The sequence below is a fragment of the Agreia pratensis genome (assembly GCF_900177685.1).
Taxonomy (GTDB): domain Bacteria; phylum Actinomycetota; class Actinomycetes; order Actinomycetales; family Microbacteriaceae; genus Agreia; species Agreia pratensis.
In genome coordinates this window covers 224,863-246,304 of the sequence record NZ_FXAY01000003.1, presented here as the reverse complement: position 1 = coordinate 246,304, position 21,442 = coordinate 224,863, and the positions used below count along the sequence as shown (strand labels likewise).

The window sequence follows — 21,442 nt, the reverse complement described above, 5'->3', positions numbered from 1 at the left end:
CACGACCCTAGCGTTACCGGCCTCACGACGCGTGGAAAACCGGAACGATCAGATAGATGCCGAAGAGCACCGCGCCGCTGCACAGCGTGAAGCACGCGACAGCGGCCGCAGTGGCCCAGCGAGGCCGCCGCTCCGTCTGGCCGCTCACAACCGAGACGGAGCCCGAGGGCGTGGTCTCGATGGTGCCGGGGCTCTCGTCGGCGTCGAGGCCGCGCCCCACATTCAACAGCCTCAGACCGACAGCGAACAGGCTCACGACGACAGACGCCGAGACGAGTGCCGCTGCTGCCACGATGGCGAACGCCGCCCAGTCGATCATTCGGCTGCCTGCCTCTTCTTTTTGCGGTTCTTGCGGGTGGCCTTCGGGGTGCGCACAGCGCCGACCGCCGCGTCGACCTCGCTGACGACGGTTCCGCTCGTGACCTTGTCACGCGACGAGATGACGAAGATCGCCACGATCACCGCGAGACCGAGCACGGCATCGATGATGATGCCGACCGGACCGATGCTGACGAGCAGCGCAGCGACCGCGCCGACAGCGGCAGCGGCAGGGAGCGTGAGGAGCCATCCGAGCGCGATGCGACCGGCGGTGCGCCAGCGCACGGATGCACCCTTGCGACCGAGGCCCGAGCCGATCACAGAGCCAGACGCGACCTGGGTGGTCGACAGGGCGAAGCCCAGGTGGCTCGACGCGAGGATCGTCGCGGCGGTGCTGGTTTCCGCTGCGAAACCCTGCGCGGGCTTGATGTCGGTGAGACCCGTTCCCATCGTCTTGATGATGCGCCAGCCGCCCGTATAGGTTCCCAATGCGATGGCCAGGGCACAGGCGGCGATGACCCAGAATTCCGGGCCCGTTCCGACGGCTTGGGCTCCGGTAGCGATCAGGGTGAGCGTGATCACACCCATCGTCTTCTGGGCGTCGTTCGTGCCGTGCGCGAGTGCCACCAACGACGACGAGAAGATCTGCGCGTAGCGGAAGTTGCCGCGGCCGAGGCCACGGCCCGTCGCCGGGTCACGCGTGATCGCGTAGGCGAGCCTCGTAGCGACGAAGGCGACCACGCCGGCGACGATGGGCGCGACGAGCGCGGGAAGCACGACTTTCGACACGAGAACAGTGAAGTCGACCGACCCGAGGCCCGCCCCGACGACGGCCGCTCCTATCAGGCCTCCGAAGAGCGCGTGAGACGAACTCGACGGCAGGCCGAAGAGCCACGTGACCATGTTCCAGCAGACGGCTCCGATCAGGCCGGCGAAGATCATCTCCGGCGTGATCTGAATTCCTCCGTCGCCCTCCCTGATCAAACCGCCCGAGATCGTGCGAGCGACCTCGGTGCTGAGGAAGGCGCCGACGAGGTTGAGTACCGCGGCGAGTGCGACGGCCATGCGTGGCTTCAGGGCACCCGTCGCGATGGGCGTGGCCATCGCGTTTGCGGTGTCGTGGAAGCCGTTCGTGAAGTCGAAGAAGAGCGCCAGAACGATGACCAGGACAACGATGAGGGTGAGATCCACCAGCGACTCTCTCTAGAGGTGCACACACGTTCGCGCAGGGGAATTTCACCGCTTCACTTCGCGATGAGTTCACACACTATTAGGGTGTCTAGGGTTGCCCTGTTCACGGGCAACTCGATAATCGCATCCTTCGCTCCGCACGGTCAACTTCTCCGGCGGGTCCCGAGCAGATGGACTTGAATCGCCCATGCGCCGACAGCTGGTCCTCGGGTGTGCAATCCTGCTCGCGTCGCTTGCGCTGGGCGGTTGCCAGCAGTCATCGGATCCAGCCGTACCCGAGCGCGTCGCGGCCGCATCCGGCGCAGAACCCGCGGCGCAGGTCCTCGTGGCCGGTGTGACGAGCGAGATCTTCTCGAGCGCCTCGAAGCCGACCGACCCTCAGGTGCTCTTCATTCACGGAGGGTCGTATGTGCACGAGGCTTCTGCCCTTCACGCTCCATTCTTCGAGAAGGTTCTTCGCAACGTGAACGCGACGATCACCATGCCGGTCTACGCGTTGGCCCCCGAACACGGTTACCGAGTCGCGTACAAGCAGATGCTCGACGTCTACCTCGAGCTGCGCGCATCGCACCCCGATTCACCGGTCGTTCTTATGGGTGGATCCGCAGGAGGCGGCTTCGCTCTGGGATTCGCCCAGAGTCTTGTCGAGCAGGGGCTCCCCCAGCCCGATCGCATCGTGCTGATCTCGCCCTGGCTCGATCTCACTCTCACAAACCCCGAGATCCCGGCCATCGACGCGACGGACGTACTACTCGACCGCAAGGCGCTCCTCCCGAACGGTCTCGCGTGGGCCCACGGCGATGATCCCGAGAGCTACCGGCTCAGCCCTGTCAACGGATCACTCGGCGGGCTCGCTCCGACGACCGTGCTGGCCGGCACCAACGACATCCTGTACCCGGATGCGCTGAGGCTCGAGGCTCGGGCGAAAAGCGCGGGTCTCCACTTCGAACTGGTCACCTTCTCCGGAGCGAACCACGTCTTCGCGATGTCACCGGGCGAGTCAGGCGACGAGGCACGTTCCATCGTCGAGAAGCTCATCGGCGCGCTCGGCTGAGCGTCCCTCCTCGTTGCACATCACTGCTCGTTGTGCGTCACGGGATCTGCACCGAACAGTCGACCGTCGGGCCGACCCAGAAGGGTGATGGCCTCCATCTCGGCCGGGGAGAGATCGAAGCCGAAGACCTCGAGGTTCTCGATCTGGCGCGCCGGATCGGCGGACTTCGGAAGCGGCACACTGCCGAGTTGAACGTGCCACCGAAGCACGACCTGGGCCTCGGTCACCCCGTGTGCCCGTGCAGCGTCGACGATCACGGGCGATGTCAGCAGATCAGAGCCCTTACCCAACGGACTCCACGATTCTGTGCGGATGTTGTGCACCTCGTGGAATTCCAGGAGAGCGAGCTGTGGGAAGTAGGGGTGCAGTTCGATCTGATTCACCGCGGGCAGCACTCCGGTCTCCGACTGCAGGCGGGTGAGGTACTCCTCGGTGAAGTTCGACACACCGATCGTGCGTGCAAGACCCTGCTCATGCAGGTGCACCATGGCACGCCAGCTGTCGACGTAGCGGTCGTCGCCGGGGTTCGGCCAGTGGATGAGATACAGGTCGATGCGCTCGAGCCCGAGCCTGTCGAGCGACTCCTGGAACGATGCGAGCGTGCTCTCGTATCCGTGGGCACGACCGGGCAGCTTCGTGGTGACGACGATCTCGTCACGAGGCACATCGGTCTTTCGCACAGCCTCGCCCACGGCATCCTCGTTGCCGTAGTTCACCGCGCTGTCGATCAGCCGATACCCTGCGGCCAGGCCCGAGCTCACGGCGGACACCGCCTCGGCACCCGTCAATGGATAGGTGCCCAGCCCTAGGGCGGGGAGGGTGTTGCCGTCTGCGAGGAGGTGAGTGGGTGCGATCGTCATGCGTCGAGCCTAAACCTGAGTCCGGCAAGCCCCTGGGTGTCGACACTCCCCCGGGGTAGGGTCAAAGAATGAGCGCTGGTGCAGTCCGTCCTGATCGCCGTCCGAACACTCTGCCCGGCTGGGTCGCCCGCCAACGGTGGTATCAGAGCACGGCGCAGACCGCCGAACTCGCCCTTGTCGGCGAGTGGCTTCTTCCGCCCGCGCCCGACGGGACCGCTTTCGTGACGCACCTGCTTCGCGACGGGTCGGGAGAGGCATCCACTCTCTACCAGGTGCCCCTCGCCTACCGTTCGGCACCCAGGGTCGACGCGGCCGAGTCCACTCTTGTCGGCACTGTCGACGGCGACGTCGACGGATCGGCGTCGACACTCTGGGTCTACGACGCTCCGCACGACCCGGCCTACTGCGCCGCACTGCTCGCATTCATGCTCGACGGCGGTGTGAGCAGCGAGAGCGCGCATTCGTCGGGTGCGGCGGCGGCAGGGCATCGCCATCCGACGGCGTCGCACTCGATCTTCGCCGGGGCGCACGTGCTTCGCGGTGAACAGTCGAACACGTCGATCATCTTCGAGACGGTGGATGCGTCGGGCGAGCCATCGGTGCCCGTCATCTGCAAGGTCTTCCGCACACTCCACCACGGCGAGAACCCAGACATCGTCGTGCAGTCGGCGCTCGCCGAGGCCGGATGCACGCTCGTTCCCCCGTCTGTCGGCTACGTCTCGGGCGTCTGGCGAGCTGAGGCATCGGCCGACTCTCCGGTCGACAGCGGGCATCTCGCTTTCGCTCAGCGATTCCTCCCGGGAGTACGAGACGCCTGGCGCGTCGCCCTCGACGCCGTAGAACACGGCGAGGACTTCAGCGACCGTGCGCGAAGCCTCGGGGCGGCGACCGCAGAGGTGCACGCTGTTCTCGCCGACATCCTGCCGACGGTGTCCGCGGCCGCAGACGAGAGGGCGCAGGTGGCGGCGAGCATGCGGCGCCGCCTGGTCGCCGCCGTGGCCGAAGTGCCCGAACTCGGGGTCTACGCGTCGGCCGTCGACGCCATCATCGCCGGGGCCGAGTCGGCTGAGTGGCCACGGCTTCAGCGCATCCACGGCGACTATCACCTCGGTCAGGTCGTCGCCGTTCCCGATCGCGGGTGGGTACTCCTCGACTTCGAAGGCGAGCCTCTCCGGCCCCTGGCCGAGAGGTCGCAACCGGATCTCACTCTGCGCGACGTGGCAGGCATGCTCAGATCGTTCGACTATGTCTCCGGCTCCTACGAGCAGGCCCACCCGGGTGAATCAGCCCACGACTGGGCTTCGGCAGCGCGCGCAGCATTCCTCGAGGGATATTCCGACCGCGCCGGCGTGGACATCGAGAACTTCCGAGTGCTTCTCGATGCCTTCGAGATCGACAAGGCACTCTACGAATCCATCTACGAGGCACGAAACCGGCCAGCCTGGCTGCCGATCCCCGTGACCGCGATCTCGAGACTGGTTGCTCTGTCATGACCGAATTCGCCGATGCTCCCCGAGCGGAGCGTCGACCTTCGCCGCGCACCCACCACGGCGACACCGTGATCGACGACTTCGAGTGGCTTCGCGACAAGGACGACCCCGCCGTTCGCGCCTATCTCGACGAGGAGAACGCGTTCACACACTCCTCGACAGAACATCTCGCGGAGCTCCGGCAATCGATCTTCGACGAGATCAAGTCCCGCACGCTCGAGACGGACTTGTCGGTTCCCGTGCGTCACGGCCAGTACTGGTATTACTCGCGAACGGTAGAGGGCCAGCAGTATGGCATTCATTGCCGGATCCCCCTAGCGCACGACGATGACTGGACCCCTCCCGACGTCGGCTCGGGAGACAGTCGAGAAGAGGTTCTGCTCGACGACAACGTCGAGGCAGAGGGAACCGAGTTCTACTCGCTCGGAAGCTTCGACGTCTCGACGGACGGACGGCTGCTGGCCTACTCGGTCGATACCACCGGTGACGAGCGATACACCCTCTACATCCGTGACCTCGAGACAGGCTCCAATAGAGCCGACGTGGTGCCCAACACTTTTCCGGGCGCGACCTTCTCACCCGACGCCAGCGTGGTCTTCTACCCGACCGTCGACGATGCCTGGCGCCCCGACACCATCTGGCGCCACACGATCGGCACCGCGGCATCCGACGACCTGGCCGTCTTCACCGAACCCGACGAACGATTCTGGGTCGGCGTGGGCCTTACTCGCAGCCGCAGGTATCTCGTGCTCGACATCGCATCGAAGATCACGAGCGAGGTGCGCCTGCTCGACACTCTCGACCTCGGTGGCGAGTTCCAGGTCGTCTGGCCGAGGCGTGAAGGAGTCGAATACCAGGTCGAACACGCCGTCGTTGCAGGGGAAGACCGACTGCTCATCGTGAACAACGATGGCGCCGAGGACTTTCAGGTGATCGATGTGCCTGCGGATCGGCCTCTCGATGAGACGGCTTGGAGAACGCTCGTGCCGGCAAGCCCCGGACGTCGCATCGAACAGGTCGATGCCTTCGCCGACCATCTCACTCTCGAGTACCGCCGCGACGGGCTCACCCGAATCGCCGTCATCCGCCTTCAGAGCGGCACCGAACCGTTCGGCCCCATCGAGGAGATCCCGTTCGACGAACCTCTCTTCCAGGTCGGCACAGGCGGCAATCCGGAGTGGACGCAACAGACGGTGCGACTCGGCTACACGTCGTTCGTCACCCCGTCGACGGTCTACGACTTCTCTGTCGCCGACAACACGATGACTCTGCTGAAGCGACAGGCCGTGCAGGGCGACTACGACCCCGACGACTACCAGCAGGAACGCGTCTGGGCGACGGCGGACGACGGGTCACGTATCCCCATCTCTCTCGTCAGCCGCCGAGTCGACGAACCGCGGAGTCCGCGCCCCACCCTCCTCTACGGCTATGGCTCGTACGAGGCCAGCATCGACCCTGGCTTCTCGGTTCCGAGGATCTCGCTCCTCGACCGGGGAGTCGTCTTCGCGATCGCTCACGTGCGTGGCGGTGGCGAGATGGGCCGAGCCTGGTACGAGCAAGGCAAGATGCTGGCGAAGAAGAACACCTTCACCGACTTCGTCACCGCAGCCGACGAACTCATCGAGTCCGGCAGGACGACCCCCGAGCTGATGGTTGCGCAGGGCGGAAGCGCAGGAGGCCTGCTCATGGGCGCGGTCGCGAACATCGCGCCCGATCGTTTCGCCGGAATCCTCGCCCAGGTTCCGTTCGTCGACGCTCTCACATCTATCCTCGATCCCGACCTGCCGCTCACGGTGATCGAGTGGGACGAATGGGGCGATCCCCTGCACGACGCCGACGTCTATGCGTATATGAAGTCGTACTCGCCGTACGAAAACGTGCGCGACGACATCCGGTACCCGCCCATCATGGCGGTGACGAGCCTGAACGACACGCGGGTTCTCTACGTCGAGCCCGCCAAGTGGGCGGCGCGCCTCAGGCAGGCGGGCGCGCCTGTGCTGTTGCTGACCGAGATGACGGCTGGGCACGGCGGCGTGAGCGGTCGATACGAACGGTGGAAGGAAGTCGCCCAGGAATATGCCTGGGTGCTCGATCGCATGGGTCTCGGGGCCGCGGCGCCCATCAAAAATACCTAGGAATCTGCGCGCCGTTTACCCGTCATTCAAAGAGACATGGTTTATTGGATGCAAACGCACGGAGGTCGCCCGAGCCTTCGGCATCACACCCGAGGTTGACATGCCTGTCAGAACCGCCGAGTACCCCCGCCCCGATCACTTCATCCTGCACCTGAGCGACACGCACTTCATCGGTGAAGACGGTCTTCTCTACGGGGCGATAGATGCAGAGGCCCACCTCGCCCAGCTGCTGACCGAACTCGAGAGTTCGAACGCGCGGCCCGAGGCGATCGTCTTCACAGGAGATCTCGCCGACAAGGGCGATCCCCGCGCCTATGAGAAGCTGCGCGCCATGGTCGAACCGGTGGCTGCGCGTCTGGGTGCCCAACTCATCTGGGTGATGGGAAACCACGACAATCGGGCGTCATTCAGGGCCGGCCTGCTCGGTCAGCTTCCGTCGATGAAGCCGATCGACAGGGTTCACGATGTGAACGGACTCCGCGTCATCGCACTCGACTCGAGTGTGCCGGGCTCTCACCACGGCGAGATCACGCCGGAGCAGCTCGACTGGCTCGCCGAGGAGCTCTCCTCCCCCGCTCCCCACGGCACGATTCTGGCGCTGCACCACCCGCCCGTGCCGAGCGTTCTCGACCTCGCGGTACTCGTCGAGCTGAGAGACCAGTCGGCCCTGGCCGAAGTTCTCGAGGGAACCGACGTGCGCTCGATCCTCGCGGGACACCTGCACTATTCGAGCACGGCCACCTTCGCCGGGATCCCCGTGTCTGTCGCATCGGCCACGTGCTACACACAGGACCTCAACGTGCCTGTGGGCGGCACGCGCGCCAGAGACGGCGCGCAGGGATTCAACCTCGTGCACGTCTACGAGAACACGATCCTGCACACTGTCGTTCCGATCGGCACGTACAGTACGACGTCGTACACCTCGGCTGAGGAGACCGCCCGCATCCTAGAACGAGAGAACGTCGTGATCCGCCCGGCGAAGCCGACGGCGATTCCTATCGATCCTGTTCTGACCGTTCCCCAGCTGCTTCCCGAGGGAGTCACCGTCTCGTCCTGATCGAGTCGGTGAATCGCTCAGACGGAGTTCGTCTCAGGCGGACATCTTCTCCCACGGCGCGGGAATCGGGAAGTACTTCTCGAGGAAATCGACCATCACTTCGGCTCGCTCATCGGCGGGCACTTCGGGAAAGCTACCGTCGTTCAGGCAGAAGAGGTCGTATTGCCGGCGGCGCAGCAGCGCGGGGAGCCTGCCGAGACCGTTCTTCAGCGTCGTGTCGACATAGAGGACCTTCGCGTCTTCCTGAGTGACAGCTCGACCCTCGAGCAATGCGTAGTAGTGGTAGAGCGAGTTGGTGACCGAGATGTCCGACTTCGATCGGAACCGACTGGCAGCCGTGCGCTGGAATTCCTCCGGAAAGTCCGCCTCGAGGCGTTCGATGACACTCTTGCGCAGCGGCGCGGGCGTGTGTTCGAGATGGCGAGTGATCACGTGCCCGAATTTCTTCAGCAGGAGGTCGCGGTTCACTCGGGCCGAGTTCTCGAAGCCGCTGCGGCTGGGATCACTGAACCCCAGGCCGATGCGAGTCGTCGCCTCGATGAACTTGGTGACGCCGCCCGATGAAAAGAACATCGACGGCGGAACAGGACGACCGAAGAACATGTCGTCGTTCGAATACAGAAAATGCTCGCTCAGACCCGGGATGTTGTGCAGCTGGCTCTCGACGGCCTGCGAGTTGTGCGTGGGCAGCACCGACGGATCGGCAAAGAACTGTTCGCTTCGCATGAGTTGCACGCGGGGATGATCATCGAGCCATGAGGGACGCGGAGAATCCGTCGCGATGAAGATGTTTCGAACCCACGGTGCGAAGAGGTAGACAGACCTGAGGGCGTACTTCAGCTCGTCGACCTGGCGGTACCGGGCGTCGGCCTCGTCTCCCTCGCCGACGACGACGCCCTCCATGCGGGCGGCCCTGGCTTTCTGATACTCGACGTCGTTGCCGTCTACCCACGAGAAGACGAGGTCGATGTCGAAGGTGACATCGGTCGCGTGCGGTTCGAACATGCCCTGAAAGGTGTCCCAGCTGCGGCCGTACAGCTCGACCGTCGCGGGAATGGCTTCGACCAGGGGCAGCTCGCGGCGGGTCAGCGAGTTCTCGACGGGACACACGTAGTGGTCGCCCTCGATACTCCAGAACTGCAATTCGATGCCGGTCGACGATCCGTAACTGAGACCACCCAGGGGTTCGAGTCTCGGACGGAACAGCCGGAAGATCATCGCCGAGCGTTTCTCCGAAAGAAGGCCGTCTCCCAGCAGCACCGGTGGCCGACGCCGGCCGCCGACCGTGCGCGAATAGAACGGCTCGTCGGCGCAGGCGCCCGCGAGAGTCTTCTCGACCCGTCGGCGCAGCGGAGCGTCGACCACGAGTACCGGGCGCTCATCATTGCCGCGCACGAGAACGAAATCGACGCCGCCCGCGATGAACGCGTCGCGAATGAAGAGCAGGTCTTCGACCATCGCCTGATGGGGTGTCAGCGAGGTGTTGATGAGGGTCGCAAGACCCTTCTTGACGATGACGTCGGGGCGACCGTGCACCTCGGGCCACGAGCGAGGTGCGCCATGCACCCCCGTGGCTGCTGTGAAGAGTTCTTCGGGGGTGAAAGCCTCGACACCTTCGTCGATGTCGATGTTGTGAGTGGCAGAGCTTCCAGACAAGTAGATATCAAGCCTTTCCGAGCAGTACGGGGCGGCCCCAGTTTTCGCTTCCGTTATTCTATCGTGCGTCCGCGACGTCGAACGCGATGCGTTATTACAGCCAACCCCGGCGTCGGAACATGACGTACAGGCCCGTCATGGCGACCAGCATCACGCCGATGGCGACCGGGTACCCGTACTGCCAGTGCAGTTCGGGCATGGCGTCGAAATTCATGCCGTAGATGCCCGCGATCACGGTCGGAGCGAAGAAGATGGCGGCCCAGGCCGAGATCTTCTTCACCTCCTCGTTCTGGCGGTTGCTTGCCTCTGCCAGCACCTTCATGTCTTCGTTCTGGCGCTGCGCCACGAGCGTGGCGTTCACGGCAAGGATCTCCCGGAGCGTGCCTCGGAATCCCTCGACCCGATCGTTCACGACCGCCGTGTGGTCAGCCACGTCGCGGAGTGCTCGGCGAAGCTCGAGGTTGGTCTCGAACGCATCGAATCCGGCGCGGAGGGTCTCGAGCATGCCCACGAGCGGAAGAGTCGCGCGTTGAAAGTCGAGCACCTCCTGAGAGAGTTCGTAGATGCGCCTCGACACTTCGGCATCGCCGGCGAAGACCTGCGCCTCGATCTCGTCGATGTCGTTCTCGAGCCCCGAGACGACGGGCAGGTACTGATCGACGACCGCATCGAGGATGCCATAGAGCACCGCGACCGGGCCAAGTGCGAGCAGCTCGGGCTCCGCTTCCATACGCTGGCGCACGACGGCGAGATCGGGTGACTCGCTGTGCCTCACAGAGACAACGAAGTTGGGCCCGACAAAGAGATGGAGTTCGCCGAAGTCGACCTCTTCTCGCTCGTCGGAATAGCTCGCGGCCCTCAGTACGACGAAGAGAGTGTCGCCGTAGCGCTCGAGCTTGGGGCGCTGGTGCGCACCGATCGCGTCTTCGACGGCGAGGGGGTGCAGGTCGAATTCTTTCTGGATGGCGGCCAGCTCTGCCTCATTCGGCCGGTAGAGCCCGATCCATGCCATCGAGTCGCTGAAACGGGCGCATCCCGACAGTGTGTCCTCGAGGCTCGTCGGCGAGAGAACACGACGACCGTCGGCGTACACGGCATTATCGACCGTGCTGCTGTGTCGGGGTGAAGGCGCGGCCTCGACCTTTGCGACGGAAGGCGTGTGCGGGTGAGATCCCGGTCGCAGGGACGACATCGCCCGGAGGGCCTGGGACACGCTGGGCTTCTTCATCGTCACCTCTTCTGCACGCGCCCGGATTTGGGCGGTTAACCTTGACACATGGATGTGAACGAGACATGAACGACGACCTGAGCACCGCCGGCTCCTATGTAACGGCCGGAGCCGAATTCACCCGCGACACCAACTACATCGACGACCGCATCACAGCCTTCAGAACCGAGTCGGGCCACGACGCCGAAGGGCGCCTGCTCTGGCCGGTCGAGTCCGACCGCTACAGGCTCATCGTCGCCCGGGGATGCCCCTGGGCCAACCGCGCGGTCATCTCTCGGAGACTCCTCGGTCTCGAGAAGACCATCTCTCTCGGCATAGCCGGCCCCGTGCACGACAAACGCAGCTGGAGCTTCGATCTCGACCCTGACGGCCTCGACCCGGTACTGCGCATCCCGCGCTTGCAAGATGCGTTCTTGGCGCGCTTTCCGGACTACCCACGCGGAATCACGGTCCCAGCGATCGTCGAGGTCGCGAGCGGCCAGGTGGTCACGAACGACTACCCGCAGATCACCATCGATTTCGCTCTGGAGTGGACAGCCTTCCACCGTGAGGGCGCACCGCAGCTGTACCCCGAGCACCTCAGGGCCGAGATCGATGAGGTCAACTCGGTTGTCTTCTCCGACGTGAACAACGGCGTCTATCGGTGCGGTTTCGCCGGATCACAGAAGTCCTACGAGCGCGCTTATCGCACGCTCTTCGACCGGCTCGACTGGCTCACCGAGCGGCTCAGCACCAGACGGTACCTGGTGGGCGACACGATCACCGAAGCAGACATCCGACTGTTCACCACTCTTGTTCGCTTCGATGCCGTCTATCACGGCCACTTCAAGACGAACCGGCAGAAGCTCACCGAGATGCCCGTCCTCTGGGCTTACGCGCGCGACCTGTTCCAGACGCCCGGGTTCGGCGACACCATCGATTTCGAGCAGATCAAACAGCACTACTACATCGTGCACACCGATTTGAACCCCACCCAGATCGTGCCGGTGGGTCCGGATGCGACGGGATGGCTCGAGCCCTCGGGTCGCGACGCCCTGGGCGGGCGCCCGTTCGGCGACGGCACGCCTCCGCCTCCCCCTCCTGCGGCAGAGAGAGTGCCGGATCTCGTCTGAGCGGAATCTCACGCGTCGAAGGACCACGCGCGGGCGGGATTCTCGATGAGCATCCGCCGCACGGCATCCGCCCCGAGCAGCTCGCTCAGACGCGGCGCGACAGACGCGAAGAGACCCGAAGGCCCGAAGAGAGGCCGGGCCGCATCGAGCAGAGCGGCGGTCGTGTCTGCGCCGAGCAGGAGTTGCGTCAGATGACCGCGTTCGATGAGCGTCGCGAGAATACGGGCGAGCTCGTCGACGTTCTGGGTATGTCTCGGCGATGGCGTGTCCATACAGAGCCAGGCGCCGGATTCCGCAGCCTCGAGAATGCGACCCACGCTCGGATTTCTTCCCAGATGCCCGAGCACGATCGATCGTTCTGGCACGTCGTCGGCTCGAAGAGCCTCGATAACCGATGTGGATGCTGATCCCTCCTCTAGATGAACGGCGATAGGCACACCGGTGGTGTGATGCGTCACTGCAGCAGCGTGAAGCGCTCCGGCCTCATCGGCGGCGATGCACTCCGGTCCGACGCCTACCTTGATGAGCCCGCACGCGTTCTTCACGATGTCTTCGGTGAACGCGGCGGCAAGCAGCCGCGGGTCGAGGCCGGGTTCCCTCGCGCCTTCCGGGTAGACGACCGCGCGATGTCGGCCAGTGGCGCACACGATACTGATGCCCGTCGATTCACTGATGCGCCGAAGCGCCGGCATATTGCGAGTCAACCCGCGCGGTGTCCACTGAACGAGCGTGCCGCCTCCGGCGGCGGAGAAGGCTCGAAGCTCTGACGCAGCGCTCGCTTCGTCGAACGGACCATCGCCGGGCAGCACGGGCGTGCTCAGAAAAAGATGATCATGGGAGTCGATGGCACCGGCATCTGCGGGATCCATGTCGCCCAGGACTGTCCTGATCGTGCGGCTCATGTTGAGCTGCTGCTACCGGCGCGCGGTTGCGAGGTCGGCGCAGCTGGTAGCAGGCGGAGTGCCGCGAGTGCTCGTGGAAGACCGACGTATGGCACAAGATGAACGAGCGCCTCGGCGATCTCATCGCGCGTCATACCGATACGTCGGGATGTCTCAAAGTGCCCCGAGAGCTGCGGGTCCACACCTCCGAGAGCGGTCAGCGCTCCGATGATCAGCAGCTGCCGGTCTCGAGACGTCAGATGCTGGCGCTGGTACGTACCGCCGAAGATCGCGCCGACAATCCACTCGTCGAAGCCGGGGGCCGCGGAGTCGACGGTCGACCGCCATGCCGCAGTGGTCGCCTCGTCTTGTAACTCCGCCAGACGCTCACGTCCCGCAGCCAGATCGAACACACCATCCATCGGCTATCTCCACTCGTTCGGTACTTCGTAACGCTTAGAACGTTACACTGGCCGAATGCACACGAACTCCGAGTTCCGATTCGACGGAGGAGCGACGTGGTTGAACCTGCTGGCAACCCGTGGGCAGAGTTTCGGCTCGCGACCCGTCGAACGGCTCGCAACTATCGAAGCCGCGGAGCACTGGCTCAGCGCTATCGGGTTTCCGCCACGTGACGCCGTCACCACCGACGACCTCGCCCATCTCGTGCAGCTTCGAGAGGCGCTCCGCGACCTTGCAATGGCCGCAGTGGCGCTGCGCGCGCCTACCCGCAACGCCCTGAGCCACGTTCGAGCCGTCGCTTCGGCTCATACCGCTCTCGACTTCGCCGACATCGCGGAACGCGGCGCCGAAACAGACGACGCGCTGAGCGCCATCGCCGTTCAGGCGCTTGTCACGCTGAACGGACCAGACCGAGCTCTCCTGAAAGAGTGCGCAGAGGTCGACTGCAGGTGGGTGTTCCTCGACACCTCCGGCAGACGGCAGTGGTGCCCGTCACCCGCCTGCGCCAGCCGCGGCCGCGTCCGTGCACATCGCGCACGTCAGAGCGCCGCGTCGCGGAGTTAGCTCTCCAGGGCCTGCTCGAGAAGGTGCACGAGCGCATCCAGCTGAACGCTGTCGCCCGACGAGACCTCCTCATCGCTGCCGTCGAGGGCGCGGGCCGCGAGACCCTGCTTGCTGTCGATGAGCTCGGCGATCTTCGCGTCGATCGTCTGGGCCGCCACGATGCGCCACGCCGTCACGGGTTCCTCCTGGCCGATGCGGTGTACGCGGTCGATTGCCTGCGTCTGCTCGGCGGCGGTCCACGACAGCTCGGCGAGCACGACGTTCGACGCGGCCTGGAGGTTGAGCCCGACACCGGCAGCCGTCAGCGAACAGACGGCGACCGAAACAGCCGGATCGTTGTTGAACGCGTCGATCTCCTTCTGCCGGTGCAGCGCAGACTGATCTCCGCGGATGGAGACGGTCTGCAGGCCCGCCTTGGCGAAGGCCTCCTCAGCCTGGTCCATCACGTCGATGTGCTTGGCGAAGAAGACCACCTTGCCCACCGACCGGGCGAGCTGGGCCGTGTAGTCCGCGGCAAGCGATGCCTTGGCCTGACCGATGAGACGCACCATGGTGAAGACGTTGTCCCCGCTACCGCCCTGCGCCTTGGACTCCTCGACCTCCTGACGCGCGACCGCCCGCATCAGATTCTCTGTCGAGACCTCGGCATCCGGATCTGACTTCGTACGCGCGGCGAGCAACCGCGTGTAGCGGGTGACGAGCCGGCGGCCGAGCTCGGCCTCAGCCTCTCGGATCGAACGACCCAGATCATCGTCGAGCTCCACAGGAAGATCGACGATCCTCTTGGCCGGCAGGTCGGCGGCAACGTCGAGCTTGCGACGCCGCACGATTCCCATGTCGATGACTGCTTCGCGTGCCTCGGAGAAGAAGCCGAAGTCGGCGGGGGTGAGACCCGTCTCCTCGAGTTTCTCCATCAGCTGCGACGTCGGCTTGGTGCCGTCGATCCAGCCCAGGAGCTGCCAGATCGCGCGGAAGTCGTCGATGTCGTTGATGAGCGGCGTTCCTGTGAGCGCCATCATCAGCGGATTGCCGCCGGGTGCCTGCGACCGGATGCGCTCGGCGAGGGCGAGCACGTGCTTCGACCGTTGCGACGACAGGTTCTTGATGAAGTGCGCCTCGTCGACGACCATGCCGCGGAACCCGAGGGTGCTCAGCCAGGCGAGGTGCCGGTCGAGCACTTCGTAGTTCACGATCACGACGTCGGCGAAGGCATCGAGGCCCGCTCCGTCGCCGTGGATGACCGTCGCACGCCGGTGGGGAGTCCACAACTCGACCTCGCGGGCCCAGTTCATCTTCACGACGTTCGGCACGACCGCGAGCAGGGGGTATGCATCGGCGACGGATGCGGCCAGCAGCGACTGGGCCGTCTTTCCGAGACCGGGTTCGTCTGCGAGCAGGAACGAGCGGTGGCCGTGAGCCACGCTCGCGACGAAACGGGCCTGGTGTCGCATGAGTTCTTGCCCGGGTGGTGAAAGCCTGTCGATGCGGGGTGCCTCGGGGAGTTCCATGCTCGCGACCTGGCCGCCCGCACCGTATTCGAAGGCGCGGAAGAGAGGTCCGAGCAGCTCCCAGTTAGACAGCCGTCCGTGCGACGAATGCTTCTGCGTCGAAGCGGATGAGAAGTCGGGGGCCAGGAACGGGTTCGCGAGCTGGCGTGCCTTGACCGACTGCGGAATCACCTGTCGCTCAGCGAGCTCCGGAGGCAGCATGGTTGTCTGTTTGGGCGCTTCGACGATCTCGTCGGGCACGTCGACTCCGGCCTCTTCGAGATACTGGCGGCGCAGCTTCTGAGCAACGGGCGAAATCGGCGCATCGTTCTCGAGAAGTGTGATCAGCGAGGTATCGCGTGCCGCCGTCTTGGCGAGAATCGATCCGATACCGTCGAGACGCTTGATCTGCTCGGCACGGTCGGCGTCGGACAACTCGGGGTTGTTCCGAACCGAGATGCGCTCCTCGCGGGCGAGAAGGGCCACCACGAGGAATTTGGTGCGGTTCGAAGGCGCGACCTTTCCGCGCTGTGCCGCCGCTTCGACCTCGCGCACTTTGCGCGCGAGGATCGGGATGAGGCCGGTGTTGTCGACGCTCTTGGGTGATCGGCGTCCGCCGGATCGAGACATGCTCCTCCTGTGGAGTGTGGGCCCCGCCGTCCGTGCTCCCTCTGTGGACGACGATGCTTCAATAACGATCCCTGGCCGGGATCGGTGCGGTCGTGCGGGCCGGGTGTGGGCGTCGAGCAACATGACATTGTCACGGTCGACGGGGAGAGTGAAGCGGCCCGGCCTGCAGACAGTCTACGTCAACGGGCCGACGGCACGTGCCGCCGCCGCTTTAACGACGGGCGGATGCCGAGTCTGGCGCCTGGGGTACCTTGATCAGCAGGCCCGCGGCCACGAAGACGACGGCCGCCGCGAGATGCAGAATCTGCCAGACGAACAGTTCCAGTTCGAGAGGCACGATCGGGTTCCAGAGAACCACGATGGCGGCAAGAGCAGGCAGCCACCACCACTGCTTGGCCTGGAATGCGAAGACACCGATGATCGCCGCGAGGATGCTGATCGCATAACGGAAGATCGTGAACCATTCGCTGTCGATCAGAGCGACGCCCGCGAGCAAGACGATGGCCGCCAGGAGTCCGGGCGCGAGTGCGAGACGGGCGAAGGACGGGTTCGGATAGCGCTGCGACATCGTGCCGCCAGCTTAACGGGTCGCCGTGGGTGCTGGCCGCGCGAGCTCGTCGAGCGCGTGTTCAAGGGTGCTGTGACGAAAGACGTAGCCCGCATTCTGCAATCTTTCGGGCACGACCCAGCGGCTCTTCAGAACGAGTTCCGTCTCTGTTCGAAGCACCCACATGGCGATTTCGAGCATCCAGCGGAAGGCCGGCAGCCCGACGGGCGCGCCGACGTTGCGTCGCAGGAGAGCCATCAGCCGTCTGTTGTCACTCGGCTCCGGGGCGCACACGTTGACGACGCCATCGATGTTCGGTCTGTCGCGGATGAACCGCACGATGGCCACGACGTCGTCGATATGCACCCAACTGAACCTCTGCAGGCCCTTCGTTCCCCTCTTCTCGTGCCAGACCCCTGCCCGACGCCTGGCAGCGGACCCGAAGAGAGAGCGGAACCACCAGCCGTCGTGCTGAGTTCCGCCGAGCCCGAGCCTGGCCACGCGGATGAGAGGTGTCAGCGCGCCACCGCGACCGAGAACGATCGCCATTCTCAGCGCGACCCGCCTGGTCTGAGGAAGCTCGCCCGCGAAGAACGATTCCTCCCAGTCGGTAGCGATCGAGACGGAGAACCCGGTGCCGATCTCGCCCTCGGACTCGGTCTGGGGTCGATCCTCTGCGTGTCGATAGATGGTGGCCGTGCTCGAATTCAGCCACAGTGCCGGCGGAGATGCGACCCGAGAGATGGACTCGCGGAGGATTCGAGTCGTGTCTACGCGGGACCGTCTGATCTCAGCGCGATTGCTCTCGGTGTATCTGCAGTTCACGCTCTTTCCGGCAAGGTTGATGACGAGCGAGGCGCCATCGATGGCGGCGTCGATCGCCTCGGTCTCGTGCCAGCCCACGGCGTCCGACGAGCGACCGATGAGAGCGACCTCGTATCCTTCTGCACGGAGCTCGCGCTGCAGCACTCCCCCGATGAAGCCGCTGGCACCGGCGAGCACGGCGCGGTGGGTGGCGAGCGGGTCTTGCGAATCGGGAGTCATGGCTCCAGTCTGGTCGACGCTCCCGACATTCACGGCCATCTTGATTGTTCGAGACGTGCCGCGGCGCTAAGTTTTTCTTATGACCTCACCTGTGCCCTTCGGCGCCCCTTCCCCCGCCCTGTTCTCCGGCCCCGAAGGCGTCTGGAACGCCGACCCCGTCGAGCTCGCGGCGCGACTGTTCGTCGCCGTCTTCCAGCCCCAGGCGTCAGCCCCGTTGCCGCAGCGCGAGGTGTCCGACATCTACGACGCCCTCGCGGCTCTCGGCGGCTACACCCTGCCTGCTCAGCGAGTCGGCAATACGCAGCCCCTCGCCCTGACGGTTCAGTTGGCTCAGGAGGCCATCCTCACCTGGGAGCGGGCGACCATTGCCACCCGCCTCTCCGCTGGAGCGGGGCCCGTATCGCACACGGTCACGGTTCTGCGATTCGGCCCGGGCGTGCTCCAGGCACCAGACCCCGTCGCCGCCCTTCGCGAGCGACTGGGCTGAGCCGGGGGATGACGTCGCCCCTTCGGGTCTCAGCCGCCGTCGCTGACGCGCTGGCCGATGGCCGGCCCGTCGTGGCACTCGAATCGACGATCATCTCCCACGGTCTGCCGCGCCCGCGCAACCTCGAGGCGGCGCGTGAGTTCGAGGAGATTCTGCGCTCGCGCGGCGTCACGGCCGCCACCATCGCCGTTCTCGATGGCGTGCCCCGCATCGGCCTGGATGCCGAGGGCGTCGAGCGCATAGCATCCGAAGACATGGCGAAGGCGAGCGTGCGCGACCTTCCGATCCTCTCGGCCAAGCGGATCAGCGGCGCGACCACGGTGGCGGCGACCGCCTATCTCGCGAGCAAGGCGGGTGTCAGAGTCTTCGCCACGGGTGGCCTCGGTGGAGTGCACCGCGGCGCGGGCCAGACCTTCGACGAGTCGGCCGATCTCTCTGCGCTTGCCATCTCGCCTGTCGCCGTCGTCTCTGCGGGAGTCAAGAGCGTCCTCGACATCGGCGCGACTCTTGAGCGACTCGAGACGCTCTCGGTTCCGGTCATCGGTTATCGCACCACGAATTTTCCGAGCTTCTGGCTCCGCGATTCCGGTCACACCATCGACTGGTCCGTCGACTCCGCAGCTGAGATAGCCGAGGTCATGCACAGCCAAGATGCGTTGGGGCACGGTCAGGGCATCGTGGTCGCGAACCCGATTCCACTAGATCAGCAGTGGGATCCCGACGAGCACGACCGCGTTCTCGCCCAGGCGTTCGCCGCTGCAGAAGCCGCAGGAGTGCACGGCAAGGCGGTCACACCGTTTCTGCTCGGGTTCATCGTCGACGCATCGGGTGGTAAGAGTCTCGAGGTCAACCTCGACATCGCACGCAACAACGTGCGTCTCGCGGCCGACATCGCCATCGCGTGGAGCGAGCGTGCGTCCACACGTGAGTGATCGCGGCGCCGTGCAGATCTCGGCGGGGTCGCCGCGCGTCGTCGTATTCGGCGATGTGATCGACGACATCATCGTCACTCCCATAGGAGACATCCGGCCCGACACCGACACCCCCGCCAGTATCGTGCGCGCGGCCGGCGGATCTGCCGCCAACTCTGCTGCATGGTTGGCCTGGGCCGGATGCCATGTCGACTTCGTGGGCAGGGTGCACGTGACCGATCTCGAGCGGCATCGCGCGCTCCTCGTCGAGGCTCGGGTGAGTCCTCATCTTCTCGGCGAACCAGACCTCCCGACAGGCGCGATCGTCGTGATCGTCTCGGCCGACGGAGCACGCACCATGCTCACCCAGCGAGGAGCGAACGCAGCGCTTTCCCCTCGCGATATCGGCCCCGAACGTCTGGCGCGAGCGAACCACCTGCACTTCACCGGCTACTCCGTCTTTCGGCACGAACGAACATCGGACTTTCCCGATCTCATCCGCCGAGCGCACGACGCGGCCGCCACGGTGAGCATCGATCCGGGATCTGCCGGTTTCATAGAAGACTTCGGCCGCGATCGTTTCCTCGATGCCATCGCAGGGGCAGACATCATCGTTCCCAATCTCGATGAAGGTCGAGCGCTCACCGGCCTCGAGGATCCTGCATCCATCGTCGACGCTCTGGTCGAACGCTTTGCGCTCGTCGCTCTCACACTCGGCCGGGATGGCGTCGCCCTGGGCACGAACGACGGCGTCCGCCTCTCTGCTCCGAGCAAGGCCATGCACGCCGTCGATACGACCGGGGCGGGAGATGCGTTCTGCGCCTCCTTCTTGGCCGAGCTGCTTCATGACCCCAGCCGAGATCGCGACGCTCTTGCGCGAGCCGTATCGAGAGGACTCGACGCCGCGGCACGCGCCGTCGCCGGAGTTGGGGCGAGGCCGGGGCCCACCGCGTAAAGTCGTGGTGTGGAAGATGAGGCGGCCGAGCGGCACAGCGATGAGCTCGCACTCGATCATCTGCGCACTCTGATCACGATTCCCACCGTTTCGCGCCTCGACGAGTCGTCGATCGACTGGTCTCACTTCGACGAATTCATCTCGACGCTTGAGCGGCTCTACCCTCGGGTTCATTCCTCGATGTCGGTCGACGTCGTCGATGGACACGCCCTCCTGTTTCGTTGGGCGGGTAGATCTCAGGGCGATGAGGCCGTACTGATGGCGCATTACGACGTCGTGGCGGCCGATGATGAGACGGGCTGGGCGCATCCGCCGTTTGCCGCCACCGTCACGGGCACGGGCGTCGAGCAGATCGTCTGGGGGCGAGGAACACTCGACGACAAGGGCGCCGTCACCGCGATCCTCGAGGCTGCGGAACGCCTCCTCGACGTGGGCTTCACCCCTGAGCACGATGTATATCTGAGCTTCGGCCACAATGAGGAGACAGCTGGTTCAGGTGCTGCGGCCCTCGCGGCAGAACTCGAGCGCAGGGGCGTGCACCCGCGACTCGTGCTCGACGAGGGCGGAGCCGTCATCGAACACGTCTTTCCGGGAGTGAGCCGAGCTACCGCGGTGGTCGGGGTGAGCGAGAAGGGCATGGCGAACGTCACACTGACGGTCGAACGGTCCGGCGGTCACGCCTCGACTCCCCCTCGCATGACAGCCACCGCCAGACTCGCCAGGGCACTCGTTCGCCTCGAGAAGCGGCCCTTCCCTGCGTCGCTTCCGGAGCCCACCATCGAGATGATCCAAACGATCGGCGCGCACTCCACTCCGTTACTCCGTTTCTTCTTCACCCGAGCGCGCATATTCCGGGTGCTCCTGCTCGCTCTCTTCTCCCGTCTCAGTGACGAGACGAACGCCATGATCCGCACGACGGCAGCCGTCACACAGCTTCGTGCGAGCGACTCCGCCAATGCCCTGGCCGAACGTGCGGTCGCGGTGGTCAACACTCGCATTGCGATCGGGACCTCCGTCGACGCCACCCTGAGACACATCAGGCGCGCAGTCCGCGACCCGCTCGTGGTGGTCGAAGCGAGCACTCCGAGCGAGCCGTCTCCCGTCTCGCCCTCCACAGGCCCCGCGTGGCAACTTCTCTCAGACACGATCGCTGCCGTCTATCCCCGCGCGATCGTGTCGCCGTACGTCATGCTCGGCGCGAGCGACGCTCGATTTTTCACTGCCCTCAGCGCGCACGTCTATCGGTTCACACCGTTCGAGATGTCGTCGGAGGAACGCGCCACCCTGCACGCGACCGACGAGCGTATGCACGTGCGCACGTTCGTGTCTGGAATACGGTTCTACAGAACCCTGATCGAGCGACTCTAGCCGGC

The 21,442-nt window shown here is 65.1% G+C and carries 20 protein-coding genes; 10 read left to right on the top strand and 10 right to left on the bottom strand.

Features of this window, described 5'->3' with window-relative positions; translation table 11 throughout:
- Positions 1-22 precede the first annotated feature (22 nt).
- The gene (locus B9Y86_RS10755; protein ID WP_085485842.1) at positions 23-319 is read right to left on the bottom strand and encodes a hypothetical protein; all 297 of its coding nucleotides are present in this window, start codon (positions 317-319) and stop codon (positions 23-25) included.
- A complete protein-coding gene (locus tag B9Y86_RS10750) occupies positions 316-1,509 on the bottom strand; it encodes an inorganic phosphate transporter (protein WP_085485840.1) in 1,194 nt (397 codons plus the stop codon). The genes B9Y86_RS10755 and B9Y86_RS10750 overlap by 4 nt, the downstream gene beginning before the upstream one ends.
- A 187-nt stretch (positions 1,510-1,696) precedes the next feature.
- Here B9Y86_RS10750 and B9Y86_RS10745 point away from each other — a divergent pair, with 187 nt between their 5' ends.
- Complete coding sequence (locus B9Y86_RS10745) at positions 1,697-2,563, top strand: alpha/beta hydrolase fold domain-containing protein (RefSeq protein WP_085485838.1); 867 nt, start codon at positions 1,697-1,699, stop codon at positions 2,561-2,563.
- A 20-nt stretch (positions 2,564-2,583) separates the two neighbouring features.
- Here the strand turns inward: B9Y86_RS10745 and B9Y86_RS10740 are convergent, their stop codons facing one another.
- On the bottom strand, positions 2,584-3,423 hold the full coding sequence (locus B9Y86_RS10740; protein WP_085485836.1) for an aldo/keto reductase: 840 nt from the start codon (positions 3,421-3,423) through the stop codon (positions 2,584-2,586).
- Positions 3,424-3,491: 68 nt separating this feature from the next.
- Here B9Y86_RS10740 and B9Y86_RS10735 point away from each other — a divergent pair, with 68 nt between their 5' ends.
- The 3 genes from B9Y86_RS10735 (at position 3,492) to B9Y86_RS10725 (ending at position 8,105) form a co-directional block, all read left to right on the top strand.
- Entirely contained in the window at positions 3,492-4,916 is a 1,425-nt protein-coding gene (locus B9Y86_RS10735; protein WP_085485834.1) for a maltokinase N-terminal cap-like domain-containing protein, read from the top strand.
- Positions 4,913-7,048 (top strand): S9 family peptidase, encoded by a 2,136-nt coding sequence (locus B9Y86_RS10730; protein ID WP_085485832.1) that lies wholly within the window; start codon positions 4,913-4,915, stop codon positions 7,046-7,048. Before B9Y86_RS10735 ends, B9Y86_RS10730 begins: the two co-directional genes overlap by 4 nt.
- Before the next feature lie 100 nt (positions 7,049-7,148).
- On the top strand, positions 7,149-8,105 hold the full coding sequence (locus tag B9Y86_RS10725) for a phosphodiesterase (protein ID WP_085485830.1): 957 nt from the start codon (positions 7,149-7,151) through the stop codon (positions 8,103-8,105).
- Positions 8,106-8,138: 33 nt separating this feature from the next.
- On the opposite strand, the gene B9Y86_RS10720 is transcribed toward B9Y86_RS10725, so the two are convergent.
- Both B9Y86_RS10720 and B9Y86_RS10715 read right to left on the bottom strand, forming a co-directional pair.
- A complete protein-coding gene (locus tag B9Y86_RS10720) occupies positions 8,139-9,761 on the bottom strand; it encodes a stealth family protein (protein WP_228515467.1) in 1,623 nt (540 codons plus the stop codon).
- 94 nt (positions 9,762-9,855) lie between these two features.
- Positions 9,856-10,974, bottom strand: coding sequence for a magnesium and cobalt transport protein CorA (locus B9Y86_RS10715; protein ID WP_244894718.1), 1,119 nt, complete (start codon positions 10,972-10,974; stop codon positions 9,856-9,858).
- Between the two features lie 80 nt (positions 10,975-11,054).
- Here B9Y86_RS10715 and B9Y86_RS10710 point away from each other — a divergent pair, with 80 nt between their 5' ends.
- The gene (locus B9Y86_RS10710; RefSeq protein ID WP_085485826.1) at positions 11,055-12,101 is read left to right on the top strand and encodes a glutathione S-transferase family protein; all 1,047 of its coding nucleotides are present in this window, start codon (positions 11,055-11,057) and stop codon (positions 12,099-12,101) included.
- An 8-nt stretch (positions 12,102-12,109) separates the two neighbouring features.
- Here B9Y86_RS10710 and B9Y86_RS10705 read toward each other — a convergent pair whose 3' ends face one another.
- Both B9Y86_RS10705 and B9Y86_RS10700 read right to left on the bottom strand, forming a co-directional pair.
- Positions 12,110-13,003 (bottom strand): phosphotriesterase family protein, encoded by an 894-nt coding sequence (locus tag B9Y86_RS10705; RefSeq protein ID WP_085485824.1) that lies wholly within the window; start codon positions 13,001-13,003, stop codon positions 12,110-12,112.
- A complete protein-coding gene (locus B9Y86_RS10700; RefSeq protein WP_085485822.1) occupies positions 13,000-13,404 on the bottom strand; it encodes a carboxymuconolactone decarboxylase family protein in 405 nt (134 codons plus the stop codon). Before B9Y86_RS10700 ends, B9Y86_RS10705 begins: the two co-directional genes overlap by 4 nt.
- A gap of 55 nt (positions 13,405-13,459) precedes the next feature.
- Between B9Y86_RS10700 and B9Y86_RS10695 the strand changes: the two genes are divergently transcribed.
- The gene (locus B9Y86_RS10695) at positions 13,460-14,008 is read left to right on the top strand and encodes a CGNR zinc finger domain-containing protein (RefSeq protein ID WP_085485820.1); all 549 of its coding nucleotides are present in this window, start codon (positions 13,460-13,462) and stop codon (positions 14,006-14,008) included.
- Here B9Y86_RS10695 and B9Y86_RS10690 read toward each other — a convergent pair.
- The 3 genes from B9Y86_RS10690 to B9Y86_RS10680 form a co-directional block, all read right to left on the bottom strand.
- Positions 14,005-16,125 carry a DEAD/DEAH box helicase gene (locus B9Y86_RS10690; RefSeq protein WP_085485818.1) on the bottom strand — a complete coding sequence of 707 codons (2,121 nt, stop codon included), beginning with the start codon at positions 16,123-16,125 and terminating at the stop codon, positions 14,005-14,007. The genes B9Y86_RS10695 and B9Y86_RS10690 overlap by 4 nt on opposite strands.
- 211 nt (positions 16,126-16,336) lie before the next feature.
- Positions 16,337-16,693, bottom strand: coding sequence for a DUF6804 family protein (locus B9Y86_RS10685; RefSeq protein WP_085485816.1), 357 nt, complete (start codon positions 16,691-16,693; stop codon positions 16,337-16,339).
- 12 nt (positions 16,694-16,705) lie between these two features.
- On the bottom strand, positions 16,706-17,716 hold the full coding sequence (locus B9Y86_RS10680) for an epimerase (protein WP_139824863.1): 1,011 nt from the start codon (positions 17,714-17,716) through the stop codon (positions 16,706-16,708).
- A 79-nt stretch (positions 17,717-17,795) separates the two neighbouring features.
- Here B9Y86_RS10680 and B9Y86_RS10675 point away from each other — a divergent pair, with 79 nt between their 5' ends.
- From B9Y86_RS10675 to B9Y86_RS10660, 4 genes are read left to right on the top strand one after another with little or no spacing between them, the layout of a single operon-like run.
- Positions 17,796-18,203 (top strand): hypothetical protein, encoded by a 408-nt coding sequence (locus B9Y86_RS10675; protein ID WP_085485812.1) that lies wholly within the window; start codon positions 17,796-17,798, stop codon positions 18,201-18,203.
- Between the two features lie 8 nt (positions 18,204-18,211).
- Positions 18,212-19,135, top strand: coding sequence for a pseudouridine-5'-phosphate glycosidase (locus B9Y86_RS10670; protein WP_085485810.1), 924 nt, complete (start codon positions 18,212-18,214; stop codon positions 19,133-19,135).
- Positions 19,128-20,069 carry a carbohydrate kinase family protein gene (locus B9Y86_RS10665; protein ID WP_176223338.1) on the top strand — a complete coding sequence of 314 codons (942 nt, stop codon included), beginning with the start codon at positions 19,128-19,130 and terminating at the stop codon, positions 20,067-20,069. The genes B9Y86_RS10670 and B9Y86_RS10665 overlap by 8 nt, the downstream gene beginning before the upstream one ends.
- Before the next feature lie 9 nt (positions 20,070-20,078).
- Entirely contained in the window at positions 20,079-21,437 is a 1,359-nt protein-coding gene (locus tag B9Y86_RS10660; RefSeq protein WP_085485806.1) for a M20/M25/M40 family metallo-hydrolase, read from the top strand.
- The last annotated feature ends 5 nt before the right edge of the window (positions 21,438-21,442 follow it).